Annotated in this window: 18 protein-coding genes; 13 read left to right on the top strand and 5 right to left on the bottom strand. The window is 69.2% G+C overall.

Annotated elements, in window-relative coordinates; genetic code table 11:
* The first annotated feature begins 121 nt into the window (after positions 1-121).
* The 6 genes from glnII to OG226_RS34810 all read left to right on the top strand — a co-directional run bounded on the left by glnII (position 122) and on the right by OG226_RS34810 (position 6969).
* Positions 122-1159 (top strand): glutamine synthetase, encoded by a 1038-nt coding sequence (gene glnII, locus OG226_RS34835; protein WP_328683774.1) that lies wholly within the window; start codon positions 122-124, stop codon positions 1157-1159.
* A 352-nt stretch (positions 1160-1511) separates the two neighbouring features.
* The gene (locus OG226_RS34830; RefSeq protein ID WP_328683773.1) at positions 1512-2081 is read left to right on the top strand and encodes a winged helix-turn-helix domain-containing protein; all 570 of its coding nucleotides are present in this window, start codon (positions 1512-1514) and stop codon (positions 2079-2081) included.
* Positions 2082-2141: 60 nt separating this feature from the next.
* On the top strand, positions 2142-3179 hold the full coding sequence (locus OG226_RS34825; protein WP_329351095.1) for an NAD-dependent epimerase/dehydratase family protein: 1038 nt from the start codon (positions 2142-2144) through the stop codon (positions 3177-3179).
* Between the two features lie 143 nt (positions 3180-3322).
* A complete protein-coding gene (locus tag OG226_RS34820; protein ID WP_329351094.1) occupies positions 3323-4591 on the top strand; it encodes a sensor histidine kinase in 1269 nt (422 codons plus the stop codon).
* Positions 4576-5229, top strand: a complete 654-nt coding sequence (locus OG226_RS34815) for a response regulator transcription factor (RefSeq protein ID WP_329351093.1) — start codon at positions 4576-4578, stop codon at positions 5227-5229. The genes OG226_RS34820 and OG226_RS34815 overlap by 16 nt, the downstream gene beginning before the upstream one ends.
* 183 nt (positions 5230-5412) lie before the next feature.
* Entirely contained in the window at positions 5413-6969 is a 1557-nt protein-coding gene (locus tag OG226_RS34810; protein WP_329351092.1) for a DUF1996 domain-containing protein, read from the top strand.
* An 88-nt stretch (positions 6970-7057) separates the two neighbouring features.
* Here OG226_RS34810 and OG226_RS34805 read toward each other — a convergent pair whose 3' ends face one another.
* Complete coding sequence (locus tag OG226_RS34805) at positions 7058-7459, bottom strand: hypothetical protein (RefSeq protein ID WP_328683768.1); 402 nt, start codon at positions 7457-7459, stop codon at positions 7058-7060.
* 142 nt (positions 7460-7601) lie between these two features.
* Here OG226_RS34805 and OG226_RS34800 point away from each other — a divergent pair, with 142 nt between their 5' ends.
* The 5 genes from OG226_RS34800 to OG226_RS34780 all read left to right on the top strand — a co-directional run bounded on the left by OG226_RS34800 (position 7602) and on the right by OG226_RS34780 (position 12919).
* Positions 7602-8102, top strand: a complete 501-nt coding sequence (locus OG226_RS34800) for a tetratricopeptide repeat protein (RefSeq protein ID WP_328683767.1) — start codon at positions 7602-7604, stop codon at positions 8100-8102.
* Between the two features lie 61 nt (positions 8103-8163).
* A complete protein-coding gene (locus OG226_RS34795) occupies positions 8164-10089 on the top strand; it encodes a hypothetical protein (protein ID WP_328683766.1) in 1926 nt (641 codons plus the stop codon).
* A 180-nt stretch (positions 10090-10269) separates the two neighbouring features.
* The gene (locus tag OG226_RS34790) at positions 10270-11136 is read left to right on the top strand and encodes a metal-dependent hydrolase (protein WP_328683765.1); all 867 of its coding nucleotides are present in this window, start codon (positions 10270-10272) and stop codon (positions 11134-11136) included.
* Entirely contained in the window at positions 11136-12173 is a 1038-nt protein-coding gene (locus OG226_RS34785) for a PDR/VanB family oxidoreductase (RefSeq protein WP_328683764.1), read from the top strand. Before OG226_RS34790 ends, OG226_RS34785 begins: the two co-directional genes overlap by 1 nt.
* A 56-nt stretch (positions 12174-12229) precedes the next feature.
* On the top strand, positions 12230-12919 hold the full coding sequence (locus OG226_RS34780; RefSeq protein ID WP_328683763.1) for a TetR/AcrR family transcriptional regulator: 690 nt from the start codon (positions 12230-12232) through the stop codon (positions 12917-12919).
* Between the two features lie 17 nt (positions 12920-12936).
* On the opposite strand, the gene OG226_RS34775 is transcribed toward OG226_RS34780, so the two are convergent.
* The 3 genes from OG226_RS34775 to pulA form a co-directional block, all read right to left on the bottom strand.
* Entirely contained in the window at positions 12937-13293 is a 357-nt protein-coding gene (locus OG226_RS34775; protein WP_328683762.1) for a 5-carboxymethyl-2-hydroxymuconate Delta-isomerase, read from the bottom strand.
* 31 nt (positions 13294-13324) lie between these two features.
* Complete coding sequence (locus OG226_RS34770) at positions 13325-14944, bottom strand: fused response regulator/phosphatase (RefSeq protein ID WP_329351091.1); 1620 nt, start codon at positions 14942-14944, stop codon at positions 13325-13327.
* Between the two features lie 78 nt (positions 14945-15022).
* On the bottom strand, positions 15023-20374 hold the full coding sequence (gene pulA / locus OG226_RS34765) for a pullulanase-type alpha-1,6-glucosidase (RefSeq protein ID WP_443067020.1): 5352 nt from the start codon (positions 20372-20374) through the stop codon (positions 15023-15025).
* 423 nt (positions 20375-20797) lie between these two features.
* Here pulA and OG226_RS34760 point away from each other — a divergent pair, with 423 nt between their 5' ends.
* Together OG226_RS34760 and OG226_RS34755 are read left to right on the top strand one after the other, a co-directional pair.
* Entirely contained in the window at positions 20798-22834 is a 2037-nt protein-coding gene (locus OG226_RS34760) for a carbohydrate-binding module family 20 domain-containing protein (RefSeq protein WP_329351089.1), read from the top strand.
* A 140-nt stretch (positions 22835-22974) separates the two neighbouring features.
* Positions 22975-23586, top strand: a complete 612-nt coding sequence (locus OG226_RS34755; RefSeq protein ID WP_328683758.1) for a DUF4232 domain-containing protein — start codon at positions 22975-22977, stop codon at positions 23584-23586.
* A gap of 62 nt (positions 23587-23648) precedes the next feature.
* Here OG226_RS34755 and OG226_RS34750 read toward each other — a convergent pair whose 3' ends face one another.
* On the bottom strand, positions 23649-25025 hold the full coding sequence (locus tag OG226_RS34750; protein WP_329351088.1) for an alpha-amylase: 1377 nt from the start codon (positions 25023-25025) through the stop codon (positions 23649-23651).
* Between the last annotated feature and the right edge of the window lie 57 nt (positions 25026-25082).

The following is a 25082-nucleotide window of genomic DNA, read 5'->3' as shown; positions in this document are numbered from 1 at the left end:
TGGGCAATGATCGGGAAATCGCATGTTGACAGGCTGCCCGGCATGAATCGCGGCGCTCCAGTGCCGCTGCGCCGCAGCACCCGCGAGTGCGACGAACGACCCACCCCGAAGGATGTGGCCCGTGACCTTCAAGGCTGAGTACATCTGGATCGACGGCACCCAGCCGACGGCCAAGCTCCGTTCCAAGACGAAGATTCTGGCGGACTCCGAAAGCACAGCGAAGGGCGCGGAGCTGCCGATCTGGGGCTTCGACGGGTCGTCCACGAACCAGGCCGAGGGGCACTCCTCGGACCGCGTGCTCAAGCCGGTCGCCAGCTTCCCGGACCCGATCCGCGGCGGCGACGACATCCTCGTCATGTGCGAGGTCCTTGAGATCGACATGACGCCGCACGAGTCCAACACGCGTGCCGCGCTCGCCGAGGTCGTCGAGAAGTACGGCTCGCAGGAGCCCATCTTCGGCATCGAGCAGGAGTACACCTTCTTCGACGGCGCCCGTCCGCTCGGCTTCCCCGAGGGCGGCTTCCCGGCCCCCCAGGGCGGCTACTACTGCGGTGTCGGCGCCGACGAGATCTTCGGCCGCGAGATCGTCGAGGCCCACCTGGAGAACTGCCTGAAGGCCGGTCTCGCGATCTCCGGCATCAACGCCGAGGTCATGCCCGGCCAGTGGGAGTTCCAGGTCGGCCCGGTCTCCCCGCTGGAGGTCTCCGACCACCTGTGGATCGCCCGCTGGCTGCTCTACCGCACCGCCGAGGACTTCGGCATCTCCGCGACCCTCGACCCCAAGCCGGTCAAGGGCGACTGGAACGGCGCGGGCGCGCACACCAACTTCTCCACCAAGGCGATGCGCGAGGGCTACGACGCGATCATCACCGCGTGCGAGTCCCTCGGCGAGGGCTCCAAGCCCCTCGACCACGTCAAGCACTACGGCGCCGGCATCGACGACCGCCTGACGGGCCTGCACGAGACCGCCCCGTGGAACGAGTACTCCTACGGCGTCTCCAACCGCGGTGCCTCGGTCCGTATCCCGTGGCAGGTCGAGAAGGACGGCAAGGGCTACATCGAGGACCGCCGCCCGAACGCCAACGTCGACCCGTACCTGGTGACGCGGCTCATCGTCGACACCTGCTGCGCCGCCCTGGAGAAGGCCGGCCAGGTCTGATCCCCCACCCCGCTTCCCCGAAGGGGCGTCCACCGTCGTGGTGGGCGCCTCTTCGCGTTGCCGTCCGCCGAGTTTTCCGGTCGAGGAAGCGTCCAAGCTGTGAGAGGAGGGTCCTGTCACGGGCGGGTGTCTGCTTCAATGGGCGCATGGGCAACTACCAGAAGTGCGGAGCGACGGGTCGCCATGACCTGGAGCCCTTCTGGCCTTCCCGTCAGCACCATGACTTCGACCGGGTGTGTTGTCGCGCGATGAACGCGCCGGCCCTCTAAAGCCGAAACACCCTCGGCCTCCGGCCTGCGCGACTCGACGTACGTCCCTCGACGAACCTCTCGCGCGAAAGAGCTGACTTCTCATGGCGATCATCCGTTCTCTCCCCGCTCTTCCCTCCACCACGCTCGACGCCCCCGCTCCGAACGCCCCGCGGCACCATCTGCGCGCCGTGGACCGGGACGAGGTGATCGACGTGGCGGAGTTCCTGCCGCCGGGCGCCACCTGGCTGCCCGCGCCGCCGCACACGCTGCCCACACTGCCGGGGCAGCCGCCGATGATCGGGTACCTCGTCCTCATCCCGGCCGACAGCCCGCACCTCACCCGGACCGCCCCGGCCCCGGCCCTCCCCGCCGAGGCCGAACCGCTCGTCCGCATCGACACTGTGCAGCGCACCGCCCAGCTGAACGGGGCGGAACTCGACCTGACGTACCTGGAGTTCGAGCTCCTCGCCCATCTCGTCGCGCACCCCAACCGGGTGCACACCCGCGACCAGTTGGTCACCACGGTGTGGGGATACGGGCATGTGGGCGACGGCCGTACCGTCGACGTCCACATCGCTCGGCTGCGCCGCAAGCTGGGGGTCGAGCACCGGAAGGCGATCCAGACGGTGCGGCGGGTCGGGTACAAGTACACGCCGCCGACCGCGCGTTGATCATCTGCTGACGGCAGATTCACGTTCCGTTCCGTGCGCCTCGCGGGCAGAGTCGTCGGTATGAGACTTCTGGTGCTGGGCGGTACGGAGTTCGCGGGGCGGGCCGTCGTGGAGGCCGCCCTCGGTCGGGGCTGGGAGGTGACCGTCCTCAACCGGGGCCGGCACGCTGTGCTTTTCCGGGGGACACCCCCCGGACCCCCGGGCCCTTCCGGGGTAAGGGCGTTGCAAGGTGACCGCACCGCGCCCGGTGGGCTCGCCGCGTTGGCCTCCGGCGAGTGGGATGCCGTGGTCGACACCTGGTCGGCGGCGCCGCGGGCTGTCGACGACGCGGCGCGGCTGCTCGCCGACCGGGTGGGCCGGTACGTGTATGTGTCGAGCTGCTCCGTGTACGCGTGGGCTCCGCCCGCGGGGTACGGGGAGGACGCGCCGCTTGTCGAGGAGGCCCTGGCCTCCGCCGACAAGACCGACTACGCGCGTGACAAGCGGGGCGGGGAGCTTGCCGCGCTGGGGGCGTTCGGGGCGGAGCGGTCGGTGTTCGCTCGGGCCGGGCTCATCCTCGGACCGTACGAGAACATCGGGCGGTTGCCGTGGTGGCTGGGGCGGGTTGCGCGAGGTGGGCCGGTGCTTGCGCCCGGGCCTCGGGATCTGGCGCTTCAGTATGTGGATGTGCGGGATCTGGCGGAGTGGTTGCTCGGGGCGGTGGAGCGGGAGTTGAGCGGGGCGTACAACCTGATCTCCCCGCAGGGGCACGCGACGATGGGGTCACTCCTGGACGCGTGCGTGCGGGTCACCGGTGGAGGGGCTGAGCTGCGGTGGACCTCGCCGGAGGTTGTGCTCTCGGCTGGGATCGAGCCGTGGACTCAGTTGCCGGTGTGGATTCCGGCCGGGAGCGAGGGGTACGACGCGTTGCACAGTGCGGATGTGTCTCGGGCACTGGGTACGGGGCTGAGCTGTCGTTCTGTCGACGAGACGGTGGCCGATACGTGGAGCTGGTTGCAGGGGATCGGGGGTTCCGCGCCGCAGCGGGTGGATCGGCCGGGGGTGGGGCTGGACCCTGCTGTGGAGGCGAAGGTGCTTGGGGTTCCGGTCGAGGGGTGATGTGTTGTCTGCGGGCGCGTTGGGGCTGGTCGCGCAGTTCCCCGCGCCCCAAAAGACCTGAGCCAGCCGGTGTTGCTGGCGACACCCCCATCACGGGGGCCGGGGCCCGTGACCCCGTCGGCCTGTTCCGTGAGACTGGCCGTATGGACACGAACAGCGAGGGCAGGCGGGCCCGTACCGTTCTCACGGCCGGGTTGCGTGCGCTTGCCCTCGCCCTCATCTCTCTCGGCGGTTCACTCACCCTCTTCGTCCTCACCCTCGTCTCCCTCGCGCTCATCCCGGCCGGTGTCGGGCTGATCACCACCCCCTGGGTGCTGGCCGGTGTGCGGGCGCAGGCGAATCTGCGGCGGGTGCTCGGCGTGCGGTGGTGCGAGGTGCGTATTCCGGCGGCGTACCGGTCCGTCCCCGCCGGCGCGCGGCCCTGGACGCGCACCCTCCACCTCCTCCGTGACCCCGCCACCTGGCGGGATCTGCGGTGGCTGCCCGTCGACATGGTCGCCGGGTTCGTCATCGCGCTGGTGCCCGCGGCGTTGGTGTTCTATCCGTTGGAGGGCTTCGCGTTGGCGTTCGGGTTGTGGCGGGTGTTCACGGACGGGACGTATGTGGGGTGGTGGTACGGGTTCGTGCCGGTGGGTGGGCAGGGCAGTGCGCTGCTCGCGGGGCTGCTGGGCGTCGGGATTCTCGTCGCCTCCTTCTTTCTCACTCCTGCGCTCCTCCGCGTCCATTTCCTGCTGACGCGTTCTCTTCTCTCCCCGAGTCAGGGTCAACTCGCCGAGCGGGTAAGGGTGTTGACCGAGACGCGGCGGGACGCGGTGGACGGTTCCGCCGCTGAGCTGCGGCGGATCGAGCGTGATCTGCATGATGGGGCGCAGGCCCGGCTGGTCGCCATGGGGATGGATCTCGGGACCATCGAGGCGCTGCTGGAGAAGAACCCCGCCAAGGCCAGGGAGTTGCTCGCCCGGGCTCGGCAGTCCTCCGTCGAGGCTCTCGACGAGCTGCGTGATCTCGTGCGCGGTATTCATCCTCCGGTGCTGGCCGAGCGCGGACTCGGGGACGCCGTAAGGGCGTTGGCGCTGCGGATGCCGGTGCCGACCGAGGTGGGTGCGGAGCTCGGGGGCGGGCGGGCCGACGCGCCGGTCGAGTCGGCCGCGTACTTCGCCGTCAGCGAGGTGCTCACCAACGCCGTGAAGCATTCCGGTGCCGATCGGATCTGGGTCGACATGCGGTATGCGGAGGGGGCGTTGCGGATCTCCGTCACCGACAACGGCGGCGGTGGGGCGGTGGTCGGGGCGGGGTCGGGGCTCTCCGGGGTCGAGCGGCGGCTCGGTACATTCGACGGCGTCCTGGCCGTCAGCAGTCCCGCGGGCGGTCCCACCATGGTGACCATGGAGATTCCGTGCGTGTTGTCCTAGCCGAAGACCTGTTCCTGCTGCGGGACGGGCTGGTCAGGCTGTTGGAGGCCTACGACTTCGAGATCGTCGCGGCGGTGGAGAGCGGGCCCGAACTCACCGAGGCGCTGGCCGAGTCGGCGCCCGACGTCGCCGTGGTCGACGTACGGCTGCCGCCCACGCACACCGACGAGGGGCTGCAGTGCGCCTTGCGGGCGCGACGGGAGCGGCCGGGGCTGCCGGTGCTGGTGCTGTCGCAGCACGTGGAGCAGTTGTACGCGCGGGAGTTGCTCGCCGACGGGACCGGCGGGGTGGGCTATCTGCTGAAGGACCGGGTGTTCGACGCCGAGCAGTTCGTGGATGCCGTGAGAAGGGTGGCGGGGGGTGGGACGGTGATGGATCCGCAGGTCATCCAGCAGTTGCTGGCGCGGCGGGCGGCCGACGACCGGCCGCTGGGGCGGTTGACGCCCCGGGAGGTCGAGGTGCTGGAACTCATGGCGCAGGGGCGGTCGAACGCGGCGATCGCGGGACAACTCGTCGTCACGGAACGGGCGATCGGGAAGCACACGTCCAATATTTTCGCCAAACTGGGGCTGGAAGTCTCCGACGACGACAATCGCCGCGTGCTGGCGGTATTGGCCTATTTGGACCAGGGACGCTGAGCACAAGCTGTGAGTCGATCACAACTGCCGGTGTTTAAAGGCCAGTTGGGAGGGGACTTACCCAAGAATCTCTCATCAGTTTCTGAGACGGCTGAACACTCCTGGGACCCCCTGCGTATCAAAGGGCGCCGCTTCACTCCTGTCGGGCGCCTCGCTGCCCCGCAAGGAAGTCAGAGGAGTTCCATGGGACGCAATGATCGTAAACGCCGTACGCCGCTGGCCACCAAGGCCATTGCCGCATCGGCTGCCCTAGTGCTCGGTGGGGGCGGGCTGCTCTGGGCGCAGATGAACGCTTCGGCGCACGAGTCCAACTCGTCGGGCCAGAACGAGACCAAGGCCGCGGCCGCCTCGGCGCAGGTCGCCACGATCGCCTGCCCGGACGTCGGCCAGCAGCTGACGAACGTGCCGCAGAAGGCTCGTCAGGGTGTCGCCGTCGAACTGGCGAACCTCGACAAGCAGATCACCGAGGCCTACGCCCGACTCGCGTCGACGCGTCAGGCCCAGGCGAATGACGCGAGCTTCGTGCAGAACGCGATCGTCGGCCCCCTCAAGGAGAAGCGGGCCGCGACGATCGACCGCATTCGCATCGACATCCAGCGAGTGGGCGGCACCGTCAATGCCACCGCGCTGAAGCAGCTCGCCGCCTGTACGACGCAGAACGCCACCAACACCACCACGGCAGGTCAAGGCGGCGGCAAGAACAACGGCGGGGGCAAGAACAACAACGGCGGGCAGAACAACGGCGGCGGGCAGAACACCGCCGCGCCGAGCGCCAGTGCCTCCGCGGCACCGCCCGCCAACAACGGCGGCCAGGGCGGCAACGGCCCGACGGCGGCCGACTTCGTGGACATCACGAAGGTGGCGAACAACGTGCAGGCGAAGCCGCAGAACAGCGGCCAGGCTTCGACCGGCTCGTTCACCACCAAGTGCGGTGTCAACGCGAACAAGAACCACAACACCGACAACGTCATCGTGGCGCCCGGCGTGACCAACGGCGCGCACCACGAGCACGACTACGTCGGCAACCAGAAGGTCAACGCGTTCTCCACGAACGACTCGCTGCTGGCCGCCCCCTCCAGCTGCCAGAACCAGAGTGACCTCTCGTCGTACTACTGGCCGGTCGTTCGTGTGCAGGACGGCACGAAGGAGTTCGACCAGAACGCGCTCGGCGGTGGCCAGGAAGGCAACGTCGGCAAGATCCTGACCGCGCAGTCGGCGCAGATCAAGTACGTCGGTTCGCCGGCCAGCAAGGTCGTCGCGATGCCGCAGTTCCTGCGCATCATCACCGGTGACGCCAAGACCCTCACCAACGGTCTGGCCAACGCCAACGCGCACTGGAGCTGCACCGGCTTCGAGAACAAGGTCCAGCTGACGGAGCAGTACCCGATCTGCCCGCAGGGCAGCAACGTGGTCCGCACCTTCGCGTTCCAGAGCTGCTGGGACGGCGTGAACATCGACAGCGCCAACCACCGTACGCACGTGGCCTTCGCGGACCCGGCGAGCGGTGTCTGCGGGAACGGCTTCAAGGCCATCCCGCAGCTGACGATGCGCCTGGTCTACAAGATCACGCCCCCCACCATCCAGGCGGACGGCACCGTGAAGAACGCCTACGCGGTGGACGGATTCCCGGAGCAGCTGCACAAGCCGTCGACCGACCACGACGACTTCATCAGCGTCACCAAGAACAACCTGGCGGCGAAGATCGCCAACTGCGTCAACTCCGGCAAGAAGTGCCAGTGAGTCTGACTAGCAGCCGGTAGGACCCGGTAGCACGAAAGCGGGCGGTGGGTTTCTCCCACCGCCCGCTTTCGTGTGTCCGTACGGAAGTTCAGCTGGTGTGCTTCGAGTGGTCGGTGCCGATCTCCTCGTTGCCGCCGAGCGTGGTCCGCAGCTTCTTGACGATCGTGTCGGTGCCCACGGCGACCCACTTGCGGCCGACGAGGTAGAAACCGCCGTAGTCCTTCGCGTCGTTGATCCACTCGCGCTGGCCGCGGTCGGTGGCGAAGGTCGCGAGGACGAACTTGCCGTAGCTCATCTTGCAGATGGCCTGGCGGAGTTCGTCGGCGTCGGTCTGGATGTCGGGCGTGCACTTCACCTTGGCGGCCAGGCTCTCCAGGCTGCCGGTGGCCTCCGTCGGCACGGTCGCGGCCTTGGTGTCGGCACCGCACCCCACCAGCGCCAGCGCCGCCGCGGCGCCGGCCATCGCGAGCATCGGTCGGGTCAACCTCATCTGTCGTTCCTCCGGTCGTCCGGTCAACAAAAGCATGCCGCGACGCACCCCGGCGAGGGGCCGTCTCATCCGATACGGCCCCGAAGCGCCCAGCGCTCAAATCCGTGGTCATCGGCCGGCCGCGTGTGCGAGGGTGACGCCCATGGATCAGGGCTGGGAAGACCGTGTGACCGCCGCCTGGGCGACCTTCGACGACTATCCGGAGGAGAGGGCGGCCGAGTTCCGGGGCGTGATCGACGCGCTCGTCGCCGAACTGCCGGACGGCAGTGCGCTGGGGCCGTTCGAACAGGCCTGTGCCTGGGACTCTACGGGGCACTCGGACCGGGCCGCTCCGCTGTACCGGGAGGCGCTCGCGTGCGGGCTGGACGGCTACAAGGGGCGCCGGGCGAAGATCCAACTCTCCAGTTCGCTGCGGAACATCGGGCAGGCGGAGGAGGGCGTCAAGCTGCTCACTCCCGAACTCGACGCTCCCTCGGACGAGTTGGACGACGCGGTCCGCGCGTGCCTCGCCCTGTGCCTGTCCAGCCTGGGCCGCGACCGCGAGGGGCTGTCCCTCGTGCTGGGCGCCCTCGCGCCCCATCTGCCGCGCTACCAGCGGTCGATGGCGAACTACGCGCGGGCGCTGGTCGACCCCGAGGGCTGACCGGAGCGTCGAGTCCCCCGGGCGCCGGTGACCAACTCACCATTCGCTCGTTTTGCTGAACGTGCAGTCACAGGATGTCGCCAAGCGCCCCGCAGCTTCACCCACCGACCCGGTCGTCGATGTCGAACAGGCCGAGGCCGCGCTCGTCGAGCACTATCCACGGCTCGTCCGGCTCGCCTATCTGGTGCTCCCCCCGAGCCTCGGCCGCAACCGGCGCGTCCTGACCGCGCACGCCCTCACCCAACGCGCCCTGCCCAGGGGCCGCGCGTCCGCGTCCGTGATCCCGGCCCAGTCGACCGGCCGCGACGTCGACCCGGGCTACGCCTTCGTGCGCCTCCAAGTCGTCCGTACGGCACTGGAGGCGGGCCTCCCACTGTCGTTCCGCGCATGGCCCAAGCGGTCCCAACTCCCGCCGCTGCTCCCCCAGGTGCGGGGTCTGCGGCTCTTCCCGCGCTCGGGCGGCGCCGACGAACTCGCCCTGGACCAGCGGCTGTCGGCGCTGTCCGGCCCGGCCCGCGCGGTGTACGTGCTGCGCGGCCTGGAGAAGCTGCCCGACGGCGACGTACGCAGGGTGCTCGCGTCGGCCGGCGTGGACGCGGACGAGGTGGACGAGGCGCTGAGCGAGGCCGACGAGACGCCCGCGCGGTACGAACTCCTCGACTCCCCGGAGTTCGACCCCTGTTCGCTGCACGCGCGGCCCACCGACCTGATGCGCCGCCGCCAGCACGGCAAGGCCGCGCTCGCCGCCGCGGCGGCCGTCGCGGTCTGCGGCGCGCTGCTCGCGATGCCCGGCGGCGGCTGGGGCCCGGACGGCGCCGCCGCACCCGCGTACGCGCAGAACCCGGCGTCCCAAGCCGCCCTGAACCCGGGCAGGTTGATCAGGATCGCGCCCACCGCGTGGGAGTCCTCCGCACGCGAGGACTTCTCCGTCTGGCCCGCCCGCGGCGACCTCACCGAGGACACCGCCCTGCTCCGCCGCGCCCTCGCCGTCTGGGCCCGCCCCGGCGAGTCCGTCCAGGTCTCGGCCACCCCCGGCACCCCCTCCGGCGGCCCCGCCGGACCGCCCCAACTCCTCTACGCCGGCACGGTCGACAACGCGCGCGTGGTGATCCTCTACGACGGTCTGCGCATCGCCCGTTACGCCGAACCCAAGGACGGCACGAAGGGGGCGGCACTGGACTTCGCGCGGGTCGACGGCGCGACCGGGTCCGAGGCGAACGCGGTGGTCCTGGACCGCGCCGACGGCAACGTCCGCTATCTGACGGCCCCTTGGGTGAAGAAGGCGGCCGAGCGCGACCTGCAGAAGCCGAACGCCGGTGCGCTGCCCATGACCATCACCGACGGGATCACCTCGCCACTGGCCAGCCCCGCGCAGGCGACCGGCGCGTGCACGTCCTGGAACGTGCTCCAGCTGACCGACGACACCGGCACCCGCCTGATGAGCGACCTCGGCGAACTGGTCCCGGCCCACCTCACCGTCGGCCGCCCCGGCTCGGTCCACGAGGTGTCCGGCGCGGCGGCCCAGCACGCCTGGGCGCCCTTCGCCTGCTCCCTCGGCGCGATGCGCTCGCTCGGCGTACGCACGGTGAACGCCTGGCAGTTCGCCCAGCAGCCGCTGCCCGACGCGAGCGGCGCGGCGGACTGGGTGTGCACCCGGGCCGAGACCTGGCAGGGCGGGGGCGAGCGGGTGCTGGCCCAGTTCCGCACGCCGGGCGGGATCTACGGCGCGGTCGCCGCGAAGGCCTCTGGCGTGCCGGCGTGCGGGGTGCGTGATCCGCATGTGCTGGCCGGGGTGCTGTGGAAGTCGGCGGCGGGGCACTGGTTCCTGTTGGCGGCGGGTAGCAAGGGCACGGAGTCCGTCACGGCGACGGGCGGGGTGACTGGCTCGGCCCGGGGTGGCTTGCTGACGGTCAAGACCAAGCAGGGGGTTCAGGCCGAGTTGAAGGGGACTCTGGGCGACGGCACGACGATCAGCGGCCTGCGTTAGCGCTCCGCGGGGTGGGTGCGTCGTCGGGTGCGGGGCCGTTGTGGCTGGTCGCGCAGTTCCCCGCGCCCCTCTAGGGCGCTGACCTTGCCCGGCGCTCGATCACCCCCTAGCTGACATTCGCGTCAACAAGTCTCCGCGCAAGGGTTCCCTCAGGGACTTACCCGTCAGTACATTGACGTCATGTCTAACACGCCGCTCAAGGCCCGAAAGGTGTCCTTCTCCTGGGAGGGCACCCCGCTGCACTGGGTGCCCGGCGATCCGTTCACCACGCACACGATCAACGTGCTGCACCTGCTGCTGCCCGCCGGTGAGCGGTGGTTCGTGCACGTCTACCAGCAGGTGCTGCCCCTGATCCGGGACGACCGGCTGCGCGCGGACGTGATCGGGTTCATCGGCCAGGAGGCGATGCACTCCCAGGCGCACGACGAGGTCCTCCCGCACCTGAAGGAACTGGGGCTCGACCCGACGCCGTACACCGCGCAGGTCGACTGGTTCTTCGAGAAGCTGCTCGGCGACCGCACCCTGCCCCCGGGCAAGGCCAGGAAGTGGTGGCTGCTGGAGCGGGTCGCGATCATCGCGGCGATCGAGCACTACACCGCGTTCCTCGGCAACTGGGTGCTGAACGCCGAGGAGTTGGACCGGCGCGGCGCCGATCCGACCATGCTGGACCTGCTGCGCTGGCACGGCGCCGAGGAGGTCGAGCACCGCTCCGTCGCCTTCGACCTCTTCATGCACGTCGACGGCAGCTACCGGCGGCGCGCCCGCACCTGGGCGACCGCGTTCGCCGCCCTGATGTTCCTGTGGCAGCGCGGGTCCCGCTTCTTCATGGCGAACGACCCGACCCTCGTCGACGCCCGCGTGAGCTTCAGGGACTTCCACGTCGCCGGGAAGCGCGGCACCCTGCCCGCCACCGGGGACATGCTCAGGTCCATACCCCGCTACCTGAGCCGCGCCTACCACCCCTCGCAGGAAGGCAGCACCGAGCAGGCCGTCGCCTACCTCGCGTCCTCGCCCGCCGCGGTGGCCGCCGAGAAGAGGGCGGAGTAGTGCCGAAGCCGCTCACCGTCGCCGTCCTGGCCGGCGCCGCGCTCCTGACCCGCAACGCGCTACGGCGCCGGGTCCGGGCCTCGCCCCTGTGGCCGCTGCCCGCGCTGGACCCGCCGATCTCCGGCCGGCCGCGCTCACGGGCACTGAGGCTGACGGTCGCGGCGCGGGAGACGGTGGCCGAGGGCGTCGTACAACTGCGGCTGCAAGGACGGGACCTGCCGCGGTGGGAGCCCGGCGCGCACATCGATCTGGTGCTGCCCTCGGGGCTGGTGCGGCAGTACTCGCTGTGCGGGGACCCGACGGACACCTCGTCGTACACGGTCGCGACGCGACTGGTCGAGGACGGGCGGGGCGGCTCGCGCGAGGTGCACGAACAGGTGCGGGTGGGCGCGGAGTTGGAGGTGCGGGGGCCGCGCAATCGCTTCCCGCTCGTCGACGCGCCCGCGTACGTCTTCGTCGTCGGCGGGATCGGGATCACCCCGGTGCTGCCGATGCTGCGGGCGCTGCCCGAGGGTGCCGACTGGCGTCTGCTGTACGCCGGTCGGACGCGGGAGTCGATGCCGTTCCTCGGCGAGATCGCGGAACTCGGTGCGGACCGGGTGACCGTCGTGGCCGGACTGCCCGATCTGGACGGGGAGTTGGCCGGCGTACCCGACGAGGCCCTCGTCTACTGCTGCGGCCCCGAGGGGCTCATGGCGGCCGTGGCGGAGCGCTTCCCGGACGTACGCCTCGAACGCTTCGCGCCCCGCACCGCACCGGACGGCAACCGCGGCGACGCGGCCTTCGAGGTCGAACTCCGGCGCAGCGGGCGGACGTTGACCGTGTCCGCCGACTCCACGGTGCTGGCCGCCGTACGGGCGGAGCTGCCCGACACGCTCTACTCCTGCGAACAGGGGTTCTGCGGAACCTGCCGGCAGCGGGTCGTGGAAGGGGAGGTGGAGCACCGGGACGAGCTGCTGACGGACGCGGAGCGTGATGACTCGATGCTGATCTGTGTATCGCGGGCCCGTGGTGAGCGAATCGTGCTGGACATGTGAACGACCTTGGGTGGACCGGGCCGTTGAGGTCCGGTTCCGATCGGTAAGGTGTTCGCATGAGTACCGGGGTCCGCCGCAGGATGGGAGTCGAGGAACGGCGACAGCAGTTGATCGGCGTCGCTCTCGACCTGTTCAGCCATCGCTCGCCCGACGAGGTCTCCATCGACGAGATAGCCGCGGCCGCGGGCATTTCCCGGCCGCTGGTCTACCACTACTTTCCCGGCAAACTCAGCCTGTACGAGGCCGCGTTGCAGCGTGCGTCGGACGATCTCGCCGGGCGGTTCGTGGTTGCCGAGGAGGGCTCGCTGGGGGGACGGCTACTGCGGGTGATGGGCCGGTTCTTCGACTTCGTGGACGACCACGGGCCGGGGTTCGCGGCGCTGATGCGCGGCGGTCCGGCGGTGGGCTCGTCCACCACCAACGCGTTGGTCGACGGGGTGCGGCACGCCGCGTATCTCCAGATCCTGTCCCACATGAAGGTCGAACAGCCGCCCGCCCGGCTGGAGTTGATGGTTCGCTCCTGGATCTCGCTGGTCGAGTCGACGGCCCTGATCTGGCTGGACGGCCGGCGCATCCCGCGCGCCGATCTGGAACGCCAACTCGTGCACGACTTCGGGGCGTTGGCGGCGGTGAGCGCGGCCTACGACGACGAACTGGCCGCGCTGCTGCGTGAGTCCCTCCGGAACGAGCCGGGCGACGGGCCGTTCACCGACCTCGTCGTCCGGCTGATCGCGCTGGCGTCCTAGCTGCCGTACGACGAGCTCTAGCGCTCGAACTTCCGGTAGGACGCGTCCAGTTCGCGCACCTCGGCGGAGGCGTGCAGGACCGAGCCGTCCTCGTCGACGTACTCGCGGAGGAGTTCCAGGACCTTCTCGGTCAGCTTCGCCTTGGTCTCCTCGGTGCGTCCGGCGAGCAGGCCGAGGGTGACGTGGACGACGGTGTGTCCCAGCTCGTCGAGACCCTCGTACCCGAAGGCCGTGTACTCGCTCGGGCGGAACTGGGTCTTGCACGCCTCCGGCTTCGCGGCCGCGATCTCGACGACCGCCTCGTGCAGCGCGCGGGAGAAACCGTCCTGGTCGAAGGAGATCGTGTGGGAGTGGTCGACGGTGATCTGCGGCATGGGATTCCCCTGTTCTAGGCCAACAACGCGCTCACCCTAGCCGGAGCGCCAGCATCGCGATGTCGTCGTCCCGGTCGACACCGAAGCAGTCAAGCAGCGTGTCGCACAGGGCGTCCAGACCCGGCAGCGCGCCGGAGGCGGCAGCGCGGAGGTGTTCCATCGACACGGAGATGTCCGTGCCCCGGGTCTCGATGAGGCCGTCGGTGATCATGAGGAGCCGGTCGGTGGGTTCGAGGAACAGCTCCGTGGGCGGCGGATGGGGCAGGCCCACGCCGAGCAGCGGGCCGGCCGCCTTGGCGTAGTCCGCGCTGCCGTTGTCCCGGATGATCAGCGGCGGGATGTGGCCCGCGTTGGCGATGAGGGTGCGCCCGGTGTCCGGGTCGACGAGGGCCAGGCAGACGGTGACCGTGGTCTCCTGGTGGTAGTGCTGGAGCATCCGGTCCAGCCGCTCGGCGAGGACGCTCGGGTCGCTCTCGTCGACGCAGTAGGCGCGCAGGGCGTGCCGCATCTCCACCATGACGGTGGCCGCCTCCAGCGAGTGCCCGACGACGTCGCCGACGGCGAACAGCACTCCCTGGGCGACCTTCAGGACGGCGTAGAAGTCACCGCCGATCTCGGTGTCCTGGGAGGCGGGCACGTACCGTACGACCGTGTCGACGCCCGGGAGTTCGGGCAGCCGGTCCGGCGCGGGCAGGAAGCTGCGCTGGAGGGTGAGGGCGACATGCCGCTCGACCTGGTACATGAGGAGCGGTTCGGCGGCGAGCGCGGTGGCCTGCGCGAGTTGCGCGAGCAGTGCGCCGGCCTCGGGGCCCACCCGGCGCAGCCCGCGGGTGGGGGCGGCGAGACAGACCGGGGCCCGGCCCTCCTGGGTGAGGACCAGCGCGAGGCGGGCGTCGTGTTCCACGCCGGGCCGGAAGAACCCGGTGGGCCACAGCGGCGCGGGCACCGTGGTGATCTGCACCCCGGACTGCCCCTGCGAGAGCCGCCGCAGCAGGCGGGCCACGGTCCGGTCGGCGTCCTCGCCCGGCAGCGCGACCGCGGTGCGGTCCCGGGGCAGGCCGCGGTACAGCTGGTCGTCCCGGTCGAGGACGAACACGGCGGCGGGGGTGCCGGTGAGCCGTGCGGTGCCGTCGGCGGTGACGTCGACGAGTTCCTGGAGGGAGCGCGCCGCCTGGATGGTGACGATCATCTCCGACAGCAGCGTCAGCCGTCGTACGAGCGCCTGGTCGTCGGCGCGCAGCCGGGCGGCGCGGACCGCGGACCGGACCGCCGCCTCGATCTCCTCGGGCTCCGCGGGCACCGTCAGAAAGGCCTCGTCGCCCGCGTCGAGCGCCTGGCAGCGGTCGCTCGGGGGCGCGGCGAGGGCCGACACGTGCACGACCGGCAGACCCGCCATGCGCGGCCGCTCCTTGAGCAGCCGACACAGTTCGAACCCGCTCATGTCCGGCAGGTGCACGTCGATCAGCGCCACGTCGGGCAGGTTCCCCTTGCGCAGCCGTACATCGAGTTCGTCGAGCGCCTCGGCGCCGCTGCCGACCGCGAGGACCCGGTGCCCGGCGCGGCTCAGCACACTTTCGATCGCGAACCGGTTCGCCGGCTCGTCGTCCACGACCAGTACGGTCGCATGCGTCAGTTTGCCGTTGACGTCCATTTTTCTCAGACCTGGCCCTTTGACACACCGGTGGGGCAGGCCGGTGTCCACAGCCTGCCCCACTACGGTAATGCGCTTTCAGGGTGTCCGGGTGAATACCGCCACAGTGCGTCCCGGAACGGCGAAGGTGCCCGAAACCTTCGTGTACGAGGCCGACTTCACGGTGGCGTCCGCGCCCGCCGCCTGCACCGGGTGCAGGCGGTAACCGGTACCGGCCAACGCCTCGACCCGCTGGTCCTGTTCGGCCGGCGTCGCGTTGAACACGACCACCAGATCACCGAGTTCCATGGTGATCACCCCGGGCGTCTCGTCCTTCCCGGACAGCGGGAAGGACATCTCCGACTGCACCTGTCCGGCCGAGCCGAGCGAGAAGGCGGGTTCCGTCGTACGGATCCTCAGCAGATCCTGGTACGCGGCCGAGGCCCCGTCGATCTGCCCGCAGCCCACCTTGACCGACGTCAACAGGCCTTTCGCGTACGGCCACTTGGACGCGTTGTCGGCGGCCGGCGGCAGGCCCCGCCCGAAGCCGTTGCCGGTCGCGCAGTTCCAGTGGATCGCGTTGAACCAGTCACCGCTGTCGAACGAGTTGCGGTCCAGGGACTTGGAGCGCAGCAGGTCGGTCCCGGCCTGGGACAGGGACGGCCCCTGCGAGAGCGTGGCGGTGGCCATCGCGAGGACCTGCATCCGGGCCCGGTCGGAAGCGCTCGTCGTGGCGGGCAACTTGTAGGTCAGCGCGTCGAACAGCGACTCGTTGTCGTGCGCGTCGACATAGGCGAGGGCGTCGCCGGGCGCGTCCGCGTAGCCCGCGGGAGCGCCGTTGTAGTCGATCTCGGCGCCGGTGACGTCCTTCCCGTCGGTGTCGGTGAACCGGTACTTGGCGAGGTTGCCGCTCAGGCCGACCTTGATGAGGTCCTGGTAGTGCAGGAGGCGGGCCTTCTGCTCGGCCGAAGTGCCGTTCGCCGTGGAAGAGTTGGGATCGGTGTAGAGCCCGGAGGCGAAGCCCTGCACACCCGGGTCGTCGTCGAAGGGACTGCCGCCGCGTACGGCGTCCCGGGCCCGGTCGGAGAAGGTCGCGATGCCGGTGCCGGCCATGTTCTTCTGCGTGGCCTGCACAAAGCGTGCGTCGTCGGCGACCTCGCCGAAGTTCCAGCCCTCGCCGTACATGATGATCTTCTTGCCGTCGACGCCGTCCTTCGCGAGGGTCAGCGCGTCAAGTGCCTTGCGTACGGCGAGGATGTTGGCCTTCGGCTGGTGGCCCATGAGGTCGAAGCGGAAGCCGTCGACCTTGTACTCCTTGGCCCAGGTGACGACGGAGTCGACGACGAGCTTGCCCATCATCGCGTTCTCGGTCGCCGTGTTGGCGCAGCAGGTGGAGGTGGCCACGCTGCCGTCGGCGAGGAGCCGCTGGTAGTAGCCGGGCACGATCTTGTCCAGGACCGAGTAGTCCGCCTGTCCGCTGGCCGCCGTGTGGTTGTAGACCACGTCCATGACGACCCGCAGGCCGTCCTCGTTCAGCGACTTGACCATCTTCCGGAACTCGACGGTGCGGCCGGTGCCGTCCGGGTCGGTCGCGTACGAACCCTCCGGGACCGTGAAGTGGTAGGGGTCGTAACCCCAGTTGTAGGCGTCCTTCGCGGCGACGGCCGCCACGCACTCCTGCTGCTGCTCCGAGTCGGCGGCATAGGAGGCGAGATCGCAGTCGGTAGCCGTCTGCTCGGACTTCTTCTCGGGGATGGTGGCGATGTCGAAGGCGGGCAGCAGATGCACGTACGACGTCCCGGACTCGGCCAGTTCGCGCAGATGCTTGGAGCCGTCGCTGTTCTTGTCCGTGAAGGCGAGGTAGGTCCCTCGGTCCTTCGCGGGGACCGTCCTGTCGTCGACCGAGTAGTCGCGGATGTGCAGTTCCTGGATCTCGGCGTCCTTCAGCGGCACTGCCTTGGGCTTCTTCAGGCTCGACCAGCCGCTCGGGGCAAGGGACTTGGCGTCGAGGTCGACGACGAGGCTGCGCTTGGAGTCGGTGGTGAGGGCGACCGAGTAGGGGTCGGTGACCTCGTTGGTGACCAGCTTCTGGACGGTCGGCGCCCACACCTTCACGACGTACCGGTACGGCTTCTTCTTCCAGGAGGCGGGACCGGTGACGGACCAGACGCCGGTGGTGGTGTTCCGGTTCATCTTCTTCGGCGAGCCGTCGAGGTCGAGGGACACGCTCTGCGCGGTCGGCGCCCAAACGGCCAGCGTGGGGCGGCCGTTGTGGACGGTCGGGCCCAGGTCGGCCTTGGTCGCGGCGCCGTACAGGTCGTCGAGCACGCCGGCGATCTGCACGCCGGTGGCAGCCGACACGGCGCCGTTGACGGCTCGTTGGGAGGCGACGAGCTGACCGTTCAAGGCCTCTCGTACCCGCCCCCGGTCACGCGGGTCGACGGACCAGGCCGAATAGTCCTTCAGGTAGGGGAACTTGGCCTTCTGGGCGTCGGTGAGCGTGGTCTTCGACAGCCGCAGCCAGCGCTCGTCGTCGCTCGTCAGCGTGCCGTCCTTGACCGCGATCGAACCGTCGTGGGAGTACACGAGCTGAGTGGAGGCGGCGGCGTCGGAGCCGTTCCAGGCGACCGTGTTCCGGTCGATCCAGACCGCCTTGGAGGTGGTCAGGTCGAGGGCCGCCGCGCTCCCGGCGGGCTGCGGCAGGAGGTACTTCTCCTGGCCGTTCAGGAGCCAGACCTCGTTGCCGTTGATCTTGAGGTCGAGCGACTGATCCGCGGACAGGTCCTTCTCGTCGCCCTTGTGGATGATGTAACTGAGGCTGGTGGCACCGGAGTTGAGCGGGACCTCGAAGACAGCGCCATACGTGTCGGTCTTCACCGGCTGGAGCGGGCTCGACCAGTCCGTGGGGCTCGCGGCACCCGTCCAGACGTGCAGACCCCAGCCGGAGTAGTCGCCGTCGGCGCGGTGGTAGTGGATGACGGCCTTGGTGGTGTCCTGCGCCGGGTAGTCGGGCCGCTGGGTCCCTACGGCCTCCTTGCCCTGCTCGATCCACACCTCGCCGGTCTGCGAGACGTCGATCGAACGGTCGGCGGTGACGTCCTTGTCGCCGTCCTTGTCGATCACCAGGAAGCTGACGTTCGTGGCGCCGGGCTTCAACTTGACGTAGGCGAAGGCGCCGTAGGCATCGCGCCCGACGAAGGGATGACTGGCCGGCCAGGTCGTCGCCTCGCCGTCGGCGAGGTCGCCCCAGGCGTAGAGGCCCCAGTTGGCGTAGTCGCCGTCGGTGCGCTTGTAGTGGACGATCGCGTAGTCGCGCGAGGAGGCGGTGGGGATCTCCTCGGCGGGTGGGGTGCCGGTGGCGGAGACGGCCGTCGCACTGGCCGTGCGTCCGGTCGAGTCCACCACAACTGCCTTGTATCGGAGGGCGGTTCCGGCCGGTACGTCCTTCCCGATGGTCTGCGTGACCTTGTACGGGGCGTGGTCGGCGGAGCCCAGGGTCTGCCACGTGCCGTTGCCGGTCTGGGCGGCGAAGACGACCCGGTCGAGCTGGCCGCCGGTGACGTCGGCGCTCAGCTCGACGGTGCCGGTGGCGCCCGCGTCCGGCGCCTTGAGGGTGATCGTGGGCTTGGTGACGGGCTTGGCGAGGGCGCCGGCCGCCTTGAGGACGATCGCGGCGCCGGCCGGGACGGTGACAGTGACCTTGTTGTCGGCGCCGCTCGTCGCGGTGGCCGAAGTGCCGTAGATCCCCCGGTACTTCATGTCCGGCGAACCGGTCGCGAAGGTCACCGTCCTCGCGGTGTCGGCGTTGTTGAGGGCGACGACGTACTCGGCGCTGCCGCTGGTCCGCGTGAAGGCGTAGACCCCGGCGCCGTCGGCCGCGTAGCGCTCGGTCTGGACGCCGTCGGTGAGGGCGGGGTTGTCCTTGCGCAGCTTGGAGAGAGCGGCAATCTCCTTGTACAGCGGGGCAGTTGGGTCGTAGGCGTCGCCGGCGGCAGTCCGATCGGTGCCGATCTCGTCGTCGTCGAGATAGTCGGCGACCTTCGACGCGAACATCGTCTGGCGGGCGTCCTTGTCGCCGCCGGAGCCGGTGAAGCCCTGTTCGTCGCCGTAGTAGACGACGGGGTTGCCGCGGCTGAGGAACATCAGCTCGTTGGCGAGCCGGTCCTTGGCGAGGAGTTGGGCGTCGGTGGCCTTCGGGTTGTCCTGGTCGAGGAAGTAGCCGATGCGGCCCATGTCGTGGTTGCCGAGGAAGGTGACCTGCTCGTACGCGTTCGCCTTGTCGGTCGTGTACTTGTAGTCGTCGCCGAAGACACTCGCGAGCTTCCGGGCGCTGCCGCCCTGCGAGGCGTAGGCACGGGCCGCGTCCTGGAAGGGGAAGTCGAGCGTGGCGTCCAGGCGGCCCTGGGTGACGTACGGCGAAGTGACGGACGTGTCGGCGGAGTAGACCTCGCCGAACATGAAGAAGTTCCTACGGCCGTGCTGCGCCGCGTAGTTGTCGAGCGCGGTGGCCCACTGGGTCCAGAAGTCCATGTCGACGTGTTTCACGGTGTCGATGCGGAAGCCGTCGACGTCGAAGTCGCGGACCCACTTCTCGTAGATCTTCTCCATGCCGCTGACGACCTCGGGACGTTCGGTCCACAGGTCGTCGAGGCCGGAGAAGTCGCCGTAGGTGGCGTTCTCGCCGACGTACGTCGAGTCGCCCCGATTGTGGTACATCGTCGGGTCGTTGAGCCAGGACGGGACCTTCGCGTTCGTCTTGTCGGCGGGGACGGTCGGGGTCTTCGGGAAGGACGCGGTGGTGACGGCGGGGAAGCTCTTCCTGCCGTCCGCGTAGTCGGCGTCGTCGAAGGGCTGCCCGTCCTTGGTCAGGTACGGGAAGGCGCCCTTGGAGAGGTAGTCGTAGGACTTGCCCTCGTAGTCGACGACGTCGGCGGTGTGGTTGGTGATGACGTCGAAGAAGACCTTCATACCCTTGGCGTGCGCCTTGGAGATGAGGGTCGCCAGGTCCTTGTTGGTGCCGAAGTGCGGGTCGACCTGGGTGAAGTCCGTTATCCAGTAACCGTGGTAGCCGGCGGAGGCGTCGGCGCCGGTGCCTTGCACGGGCTGGTTCTTGAAGATCGGGGCCATCCAGATGGCGGTGGTGCCGAGGCCCTTGATGTAGTCGAGCTTCTTCGCCAGGCCCTTGAGGTCGCCGCCCTGGTAGAAGCCCTTGTCGGTGGGGTCGTAGCCGGTACTGAGGCGTGAACCGGTCAGCCCGCCCTGGTCGTTGGAGGTGTCGCCGTTGGCGAACCGGTCCGGCATCACGAAGTAGAACTGCTCGCGGGTGTCGTCGTGCCGGGCGGGCGTCGCGGCCAGCTCGGCGTCCGACGGGGGTGCGGGCGGGGTCGCGGCGTGGGCGGCGAGGGGTTGGAGGAACACTGCCGCGAGGATGGTCGCGGCGAGGGCCGCGATCCATCTCGGGGACGGGGTGCGGCGTGCCGTGAGCGGGTTCGGCGAAGGCCGCTGCGGTTCGGCGGCGCCCCACAGGGACGCGGGGCAGTGTCGATCAGCGGCTCCGCCGCGGGGCGCGGCCGGCCACGACCGCGCCGCGGACGACGGACGACGCGTCCCTGCACTTCCAGCGGAGCGCCTAGGCGCCGGCCATCTCGGTATCACAGGCGTGAACTCCTTGCGATTACGGCTCAGTTCGGGTCCGACCCCGGCGAGACCGTATCGCCGACGCAAGGGTTGCAGCAAGAGGCCTGAAAGTCACAGAAAGAACTTTCAACCGCAACCTTGACGTGCCCTTCTCAACTGGCCCACGCTCACCAGTTGTTGAACGCCGAATCCTCTCTTCCGGAGCCGCAGATGAGCAGATACGGACCAGCACGGCGCATGGCGAGCACCGTCGCCGCCGGCGCCCTCGCCCTGGCGGGCGTGATCGCCCTGCCCGCCGCCACCGCCCACGCGGACACCTCCGCCAAGGGCGATGTCATCGCCAACCTCTGGGAATGGAACTGGGACTCCATCGCCTCGGAGTGCGCGAACGTACTGGGCCCGGCCGGTTACGGCGCGGTCCAGGTGGCGCCGCCCGCCGAGTCGCTGAAGCAGACCAACTACTACTGGTGGGACGTCTACCAGCCCTACTCGTACAACCTGAACAGCCGCTTCGGTACGGCGACGCAGTTCGCGAGCATGGTGTCCGCGTGCCACACGGCGGGCGTCAAGGTCTACACGGACGCGGTGGTCAACCACACCGCCGCACAGACCGGCACCGGCTACAACGGCACCACGATCACCAGCAAGTACGACACCCCCGACTGGGACCCCGGCGACTACCACACCTCCGCGGACTGCCCCACCTCCGACCTGACCATCCAGGACTACTCGAACCTCACCCAGGTCCAGAACTGCGAACTCCTGGGCCTGCCCGACCTGAAGACCGGTTCGGACTCGGTCCGCGCGGGCATCGCGAACTTCCTGAACAAGCAACTCGCCCTGGGCGTCGACGGGTTCCGGGTCGACGCGGCCAAGCACATCCCCGAGACCGACATGGCCGCGATCGAGGGCAAGCTGACCAACACGACGGCGGGCTCGGCACCGTACGTCTTCCAGGAGATCTACCCGGGCTCGACCCCGCAGCCCAGCGACTACTACGCCTCCGGTGACGTCCTCGACTTCACCTACGCGAGCAAGCTGAAGTCGGCGTTCCAGGGGAACGTGAGCGACCTGTCCTCCCTGGGGAGCAGCGGCATCCTCCCGGCCGCCAACTCGGTGTCCTTCGTGACGAACCACGACACCGAACGCAACGGCCTCCACATGAGCTACAAGGACGGCGACACCTACAAGCTCGCCAACCTCTTCCAGCTCGCCTACAAGTGGTCCACCCCGACGGTGTACGCCAGCTGGGAGTGGACACAGAGCGACCAGGCTCCGCCGAACTCCTCCGGGTTCGTGACGAACACCGACTGCTCCAGCGGCAGTTGGTACTGCCTGGACCGTGACACCGGGGTCGTCGGAATGGTGGCCTGGCACAACGCGGTGGACACGGCGGCCGTCTCCGACTGGCAGACCAAGTCGTCGAGCGTGATCGGCTTCGGTCGTGGCGGAGCGGGCTTCTTCGCGCTCAACAACGGTTCCTCGGCGGCGACTTACAGCTTCACGACGGGGATGGCCGACGGCACGTACAAGAACGTGGTGGACGGCGGTGCCTCGACCGTGACGGTCTCGGGCGGCAGCGCGTCCCTCACCATCCCGGCGAAAAGCGCGGTCGCGTTCTACAACTCCTCCTACACCTGCACGGTCGGCTGCGACGACACCGGCGGCGGTTCGTCCGGTTCCACGGTGACCGCCACCTTCAACGAGTACGCGGCCACCACGTCCGGTACGAGCGTCTACGTCGTCGGCTCCATCGACGCGCTGGGCGGCTGGGACACCTCGAAGGCGGTCGCGCTGTCGTCGTCCGGGTACCCGGTCTGGTCCGGGGCGGTGAGCGTGCCGACCAACACGTCCTTCGCCTTCAAGTACGTCAAGAAGGACGCGTCCGGAAACGTCACCTGGGAGTCGAACGCCAACAGGTCGGCCACGACGGCCAGTTCGGCGGTCTCGCTCAACAACTCCTGGAACGTGGCCGACGCCGACGCCACCGACGTCACCTTCAACGAGTACGCGACCACCGACCTCGGCACCAACGTCTACGTCACCGGCTCCATCGCCTCGCTCGGCTCCTGGAACACGAGCGACGCGATCCCGCTGTCGTCGGCGTCCTACCCGACGTGGAGCAAGCTCGTCATCGTCCCCAGGAGCACGGCCTTCACGTACAAGTACATCAAGAAGGACAGCTCCGGGAACGTGACCTGGGAGTCCGGCACGAACCGCTCGTACACGACGGGCACCGCGTCCGGCTACACGGCGAGTGACACCTGGAAATAGATCCTTCCGCGATTCCCTGCGACTTTCTCCGATTTCCAGCGAACAAAACCGCCGTACCGCGCATCGAACCTTGTGTACGGCACAGAAGGACGGTGCGGGGCGCGGACCACGCCCCGCACCGCGGAGCAGGAGTGGGGAACATGACCGTGAACGAAGTCCAGAACACCACCGACCAGGCCGGCACCGCCAAGCACCGGCGCGCCGACCGCAAGCTCGGGCGCACGATGATCGGCCTGGGCGCCGTCGTCGGTCTGGGGCTCGCGGGCTGGGCGGGTACCGCGAACGCCGCGACCTCCAGTGGTACGGCGACCGCGAAGACGACGCCGACCTGCTCGGCCGCCGCGCTCAAGGCGACCTACGGTCAGCAGCTCGCCGGTGGCATGAACCACGAGGGTGTCGTCATACGGCTGCGCAACCTCAGCGGCAAGACCTGTGCGCTGCGCGGTTACCCCGGCCTGGGCCTGGAGAACTCCGCCCACAAGAAGCTGACGACCCACACCACCTGGGGCAACACCTGGTACGCGCACGACCCCGGGAAGAAGACCCTCACCCTCAAGGACGGCGAGAGCGCCGAGGCCGTCGTCGCCTGGACCCACGCCAACACCGGCACGTCGGGCGCGGTGCACGCCGCCTACCTGGAGATCACCCCGCCCGCCTCCACCCAGCACAAGACCCTGGCCCTCCCCCAGTGGGTCGACCACGGCGACCTCTCGGTCACCGCGCTGGCGAAGCACATCACCATCACTTCCTGACCCCCCGTGACACGGACGGCGGCGGCGTGCCCCCTCGCGCCGCCGCCGTCCGCCTTCGGGGATCAGCAGCTCGACTTGCCGGCGTAGATCGCCAGTGCCGTGTTCGAGCCCAGGGTGGCCGTGAACTGCCCGCTGGAGTTCACGGTCACCGACGTGTTGTTCTGGACGTTGCAGTACGTGCCCGCGGCGAGAGACGTCTGGTAGGTCTGGGTCAGCGAGGACGTCTCGTGGTTGATGGCGACGTAGCCCTTGCTGCCGCGGCCGAAGGCGATCGCGTCGTTGCCGTCGTCCCACCAGTTGGTGAGGGACTGGCCGCTCGTGGCGTTGCGGAAGGCGACCATGGACTTGATCTCCGGCCAGGCGTGCTGGCACTTCCAGCCGTCCTGCCAACAGGCCGTCACCGAGCCGCCGTTGGGCGGGCCGGCGTCCGTGTCCGTCCACTCGTAGCCGGAGTTGATGTCCGGGGCGCCGTAGGGGTGGGCGAGCATGAAGACGTTGGCCAGGGTGTAGTTGGCGCCGTCCTTGTAGTTCAACGTGCTGCCGTTGCGCTCCGTGTCGTGGTTGTCGACGAAGACTGCCGCCACCGAGCTGCTCAGGTAACCCCAGCCCTCGCCGTAGTTCTTCAGGTAGGCGAGGTTCTCGTTGTTGAAGACCCGCTTGAGGTCGTAGGCGTAGCGGAACTCCTGGACGTCGCCGTTGCCGGTGTACTCGGTGGGCTGGACGGCCTCGCCGGCGCCGTAGATGACCTCCTGCTTCCAGTACGCGGAGGGGTTGCTCAGGCGGGACTTGATGTTCGCGAGGTCGGTCGCCGGGATGTGCTTGGCCGCGTCGATGCGGAAGCCGTCGGCGCCGTAGCCGAGGAGGGTGTTCATGTAGCCGGCGATGGTCGACCTGACGTACTCCTCGCCCGTGTCCAGGTCGGCCAGGCCGACCAGTTCGCAGTTCTGGACGTTGGCGCGGTTCGTGTAGTCGCTGACCAGCGAGGTGCAGTCGTCCATGTCGTACGAGGAGTACAGGCCGGGGTAGTTGTACTTCGTGTACGACGAACCGCCCGTGCCGGTGCCGCTGCCCGCCGACATGTGGTTGACGACCGTGTCGACGACGACCTTCACGCCCGCCGCGTGACACGTGTTGATCATGTTCTGGAAGGCCGTGGCGTCGCCGAGCCGGCCCGCGATCCTGTAACTCACCGGCTGGTAGGACGTCCACCACTGCGAGCCCTGTATGTGCTCGGCGGGCGGGGAGACCTGGACGTAGCCGTAGCCGGCCGGGCCGAGGGTGTTGGTGCACTCCTTGGCGACCGAGGCGAAGTTCCACTCGAAGAGGACCGCGGTGACGTCCTTGGTGCCGGGAGGGGAGGCATGTGCGGTGCCGGGCACCAGGAAGGCCGTCGCGGCGGCGAGGGCGCAAGCTCCTGCAAGTGGTCTGCTGTTGGCCATGTGGGGTTCCTTCTCCGTTGAAGGTTCTTGACGGTTCTTGCTGAAACACCATGGAAA

This window comes from Streptomyces sp. NBC_01261 (assembly GCF_036226385.1).
In the GTDB taxonomy this organism is placed as follows: domain Bacteria; phylum Actinomycetota; class Actinomycetes; order Streptomycetales; family Streptomycetaceae; genus Streptomyces.
Note: the sequence above shows the minus strand (reverse complement) of the source record. Positions and strands in the feature narration are given on the sequence as shown.

Bases quoted from the DNA above. Each gene is read 5' to 3' on its own strand.
- OG226_RS34830 (WP_328683773.1), top strand. From the start codon at position 1,512: ATGGCGATCATCCGTTCTCTCCCCGCTCTTCCCTCCACCACGCTCGAC.
- OG226_RS34825 (WP_329351095.1), top strand. From the start codon at position 2,142: ATGAGACTTCTGGTGCTGGGCGGTACGGAGTTCGCGGGGCGGGCCGTC.
- OG226_RS34820 (WP_329351094.1), top strand. From the start codon at position 3,323: ATGGACACGAACAGCGAGGGCAGGCGGGCCCGTACCGTTCTCACGGCC.
- OG226_RS34810 (WP_329351092.1), top strand. From the start codon at position 5,413: ATGGGACGCAATGATCGTAAACGCCGTACGCCGCTGGCCACCAAGGCC.
- OG226_RS34805 (WP_328683768.1), bottom strand. From the start codon at position 7,459: ATGAGGTTGACCCGACCGATGCTCGCGATGGCCGGCGCCGCGGCGGCG.
- OG226_RS34800 (WP_328683767.1), top strand. From the start codon at position 7,602: ATGGATCAGGGCTGGGAAGACCGTGTGACCGCCGCCTGGGCGACCTTC.
- OG226_RS34790 (WP_328683765.1), top strand. From the start codon at position 10,270: ATGTCTAACACGCCGCTCAAGGCCCGAAAGGTGTCCTTCTCCTGGGAG.
- OG226_RS34780 (WP_328683763.1), top strand. From the start codon at position 12,230: ATGAGTACCGGGGTCCGCCGCAGGATGGGAGTCGAGGAACGGCGACAG.
- OG226_RS34775 (WP_328683762.1), bottom strand. From the start codon at position 13,293: ATGCCGCAGATCACCGTCGACCACTCCCACACGATCTCCTTCGACCAG.
- OG226_RS34770 (WP_329351091.1), bottom strand. From the start codon at position 14,944: ATGGACGTCAACGGCAAACTGACGCATGCGACCGTACTGGTCGTGGAC.
- OG226_RS34760 (WP_329351089.1), top strand. From the start codon at position 20,798: ATGGCGAGCACCGTCGCCGCCGGCGCCCTCGCCCTGGCGGGCGTGATC.
- OG226_RS34755 (WP_328683758.1), top strand. From the start codon at position 22,975: ATGACCGTGAACGAAGTCCAGAACACCACCGACCAGGCCGGCACCGCC.
- OG226_RS34750 (WP_329351088.1), bottom strand. From the start codon at position 25,025: ATGGCCAACAGCAGACCACTTGCAGGAGCTTGCGCCCTCGCCGCCGCG.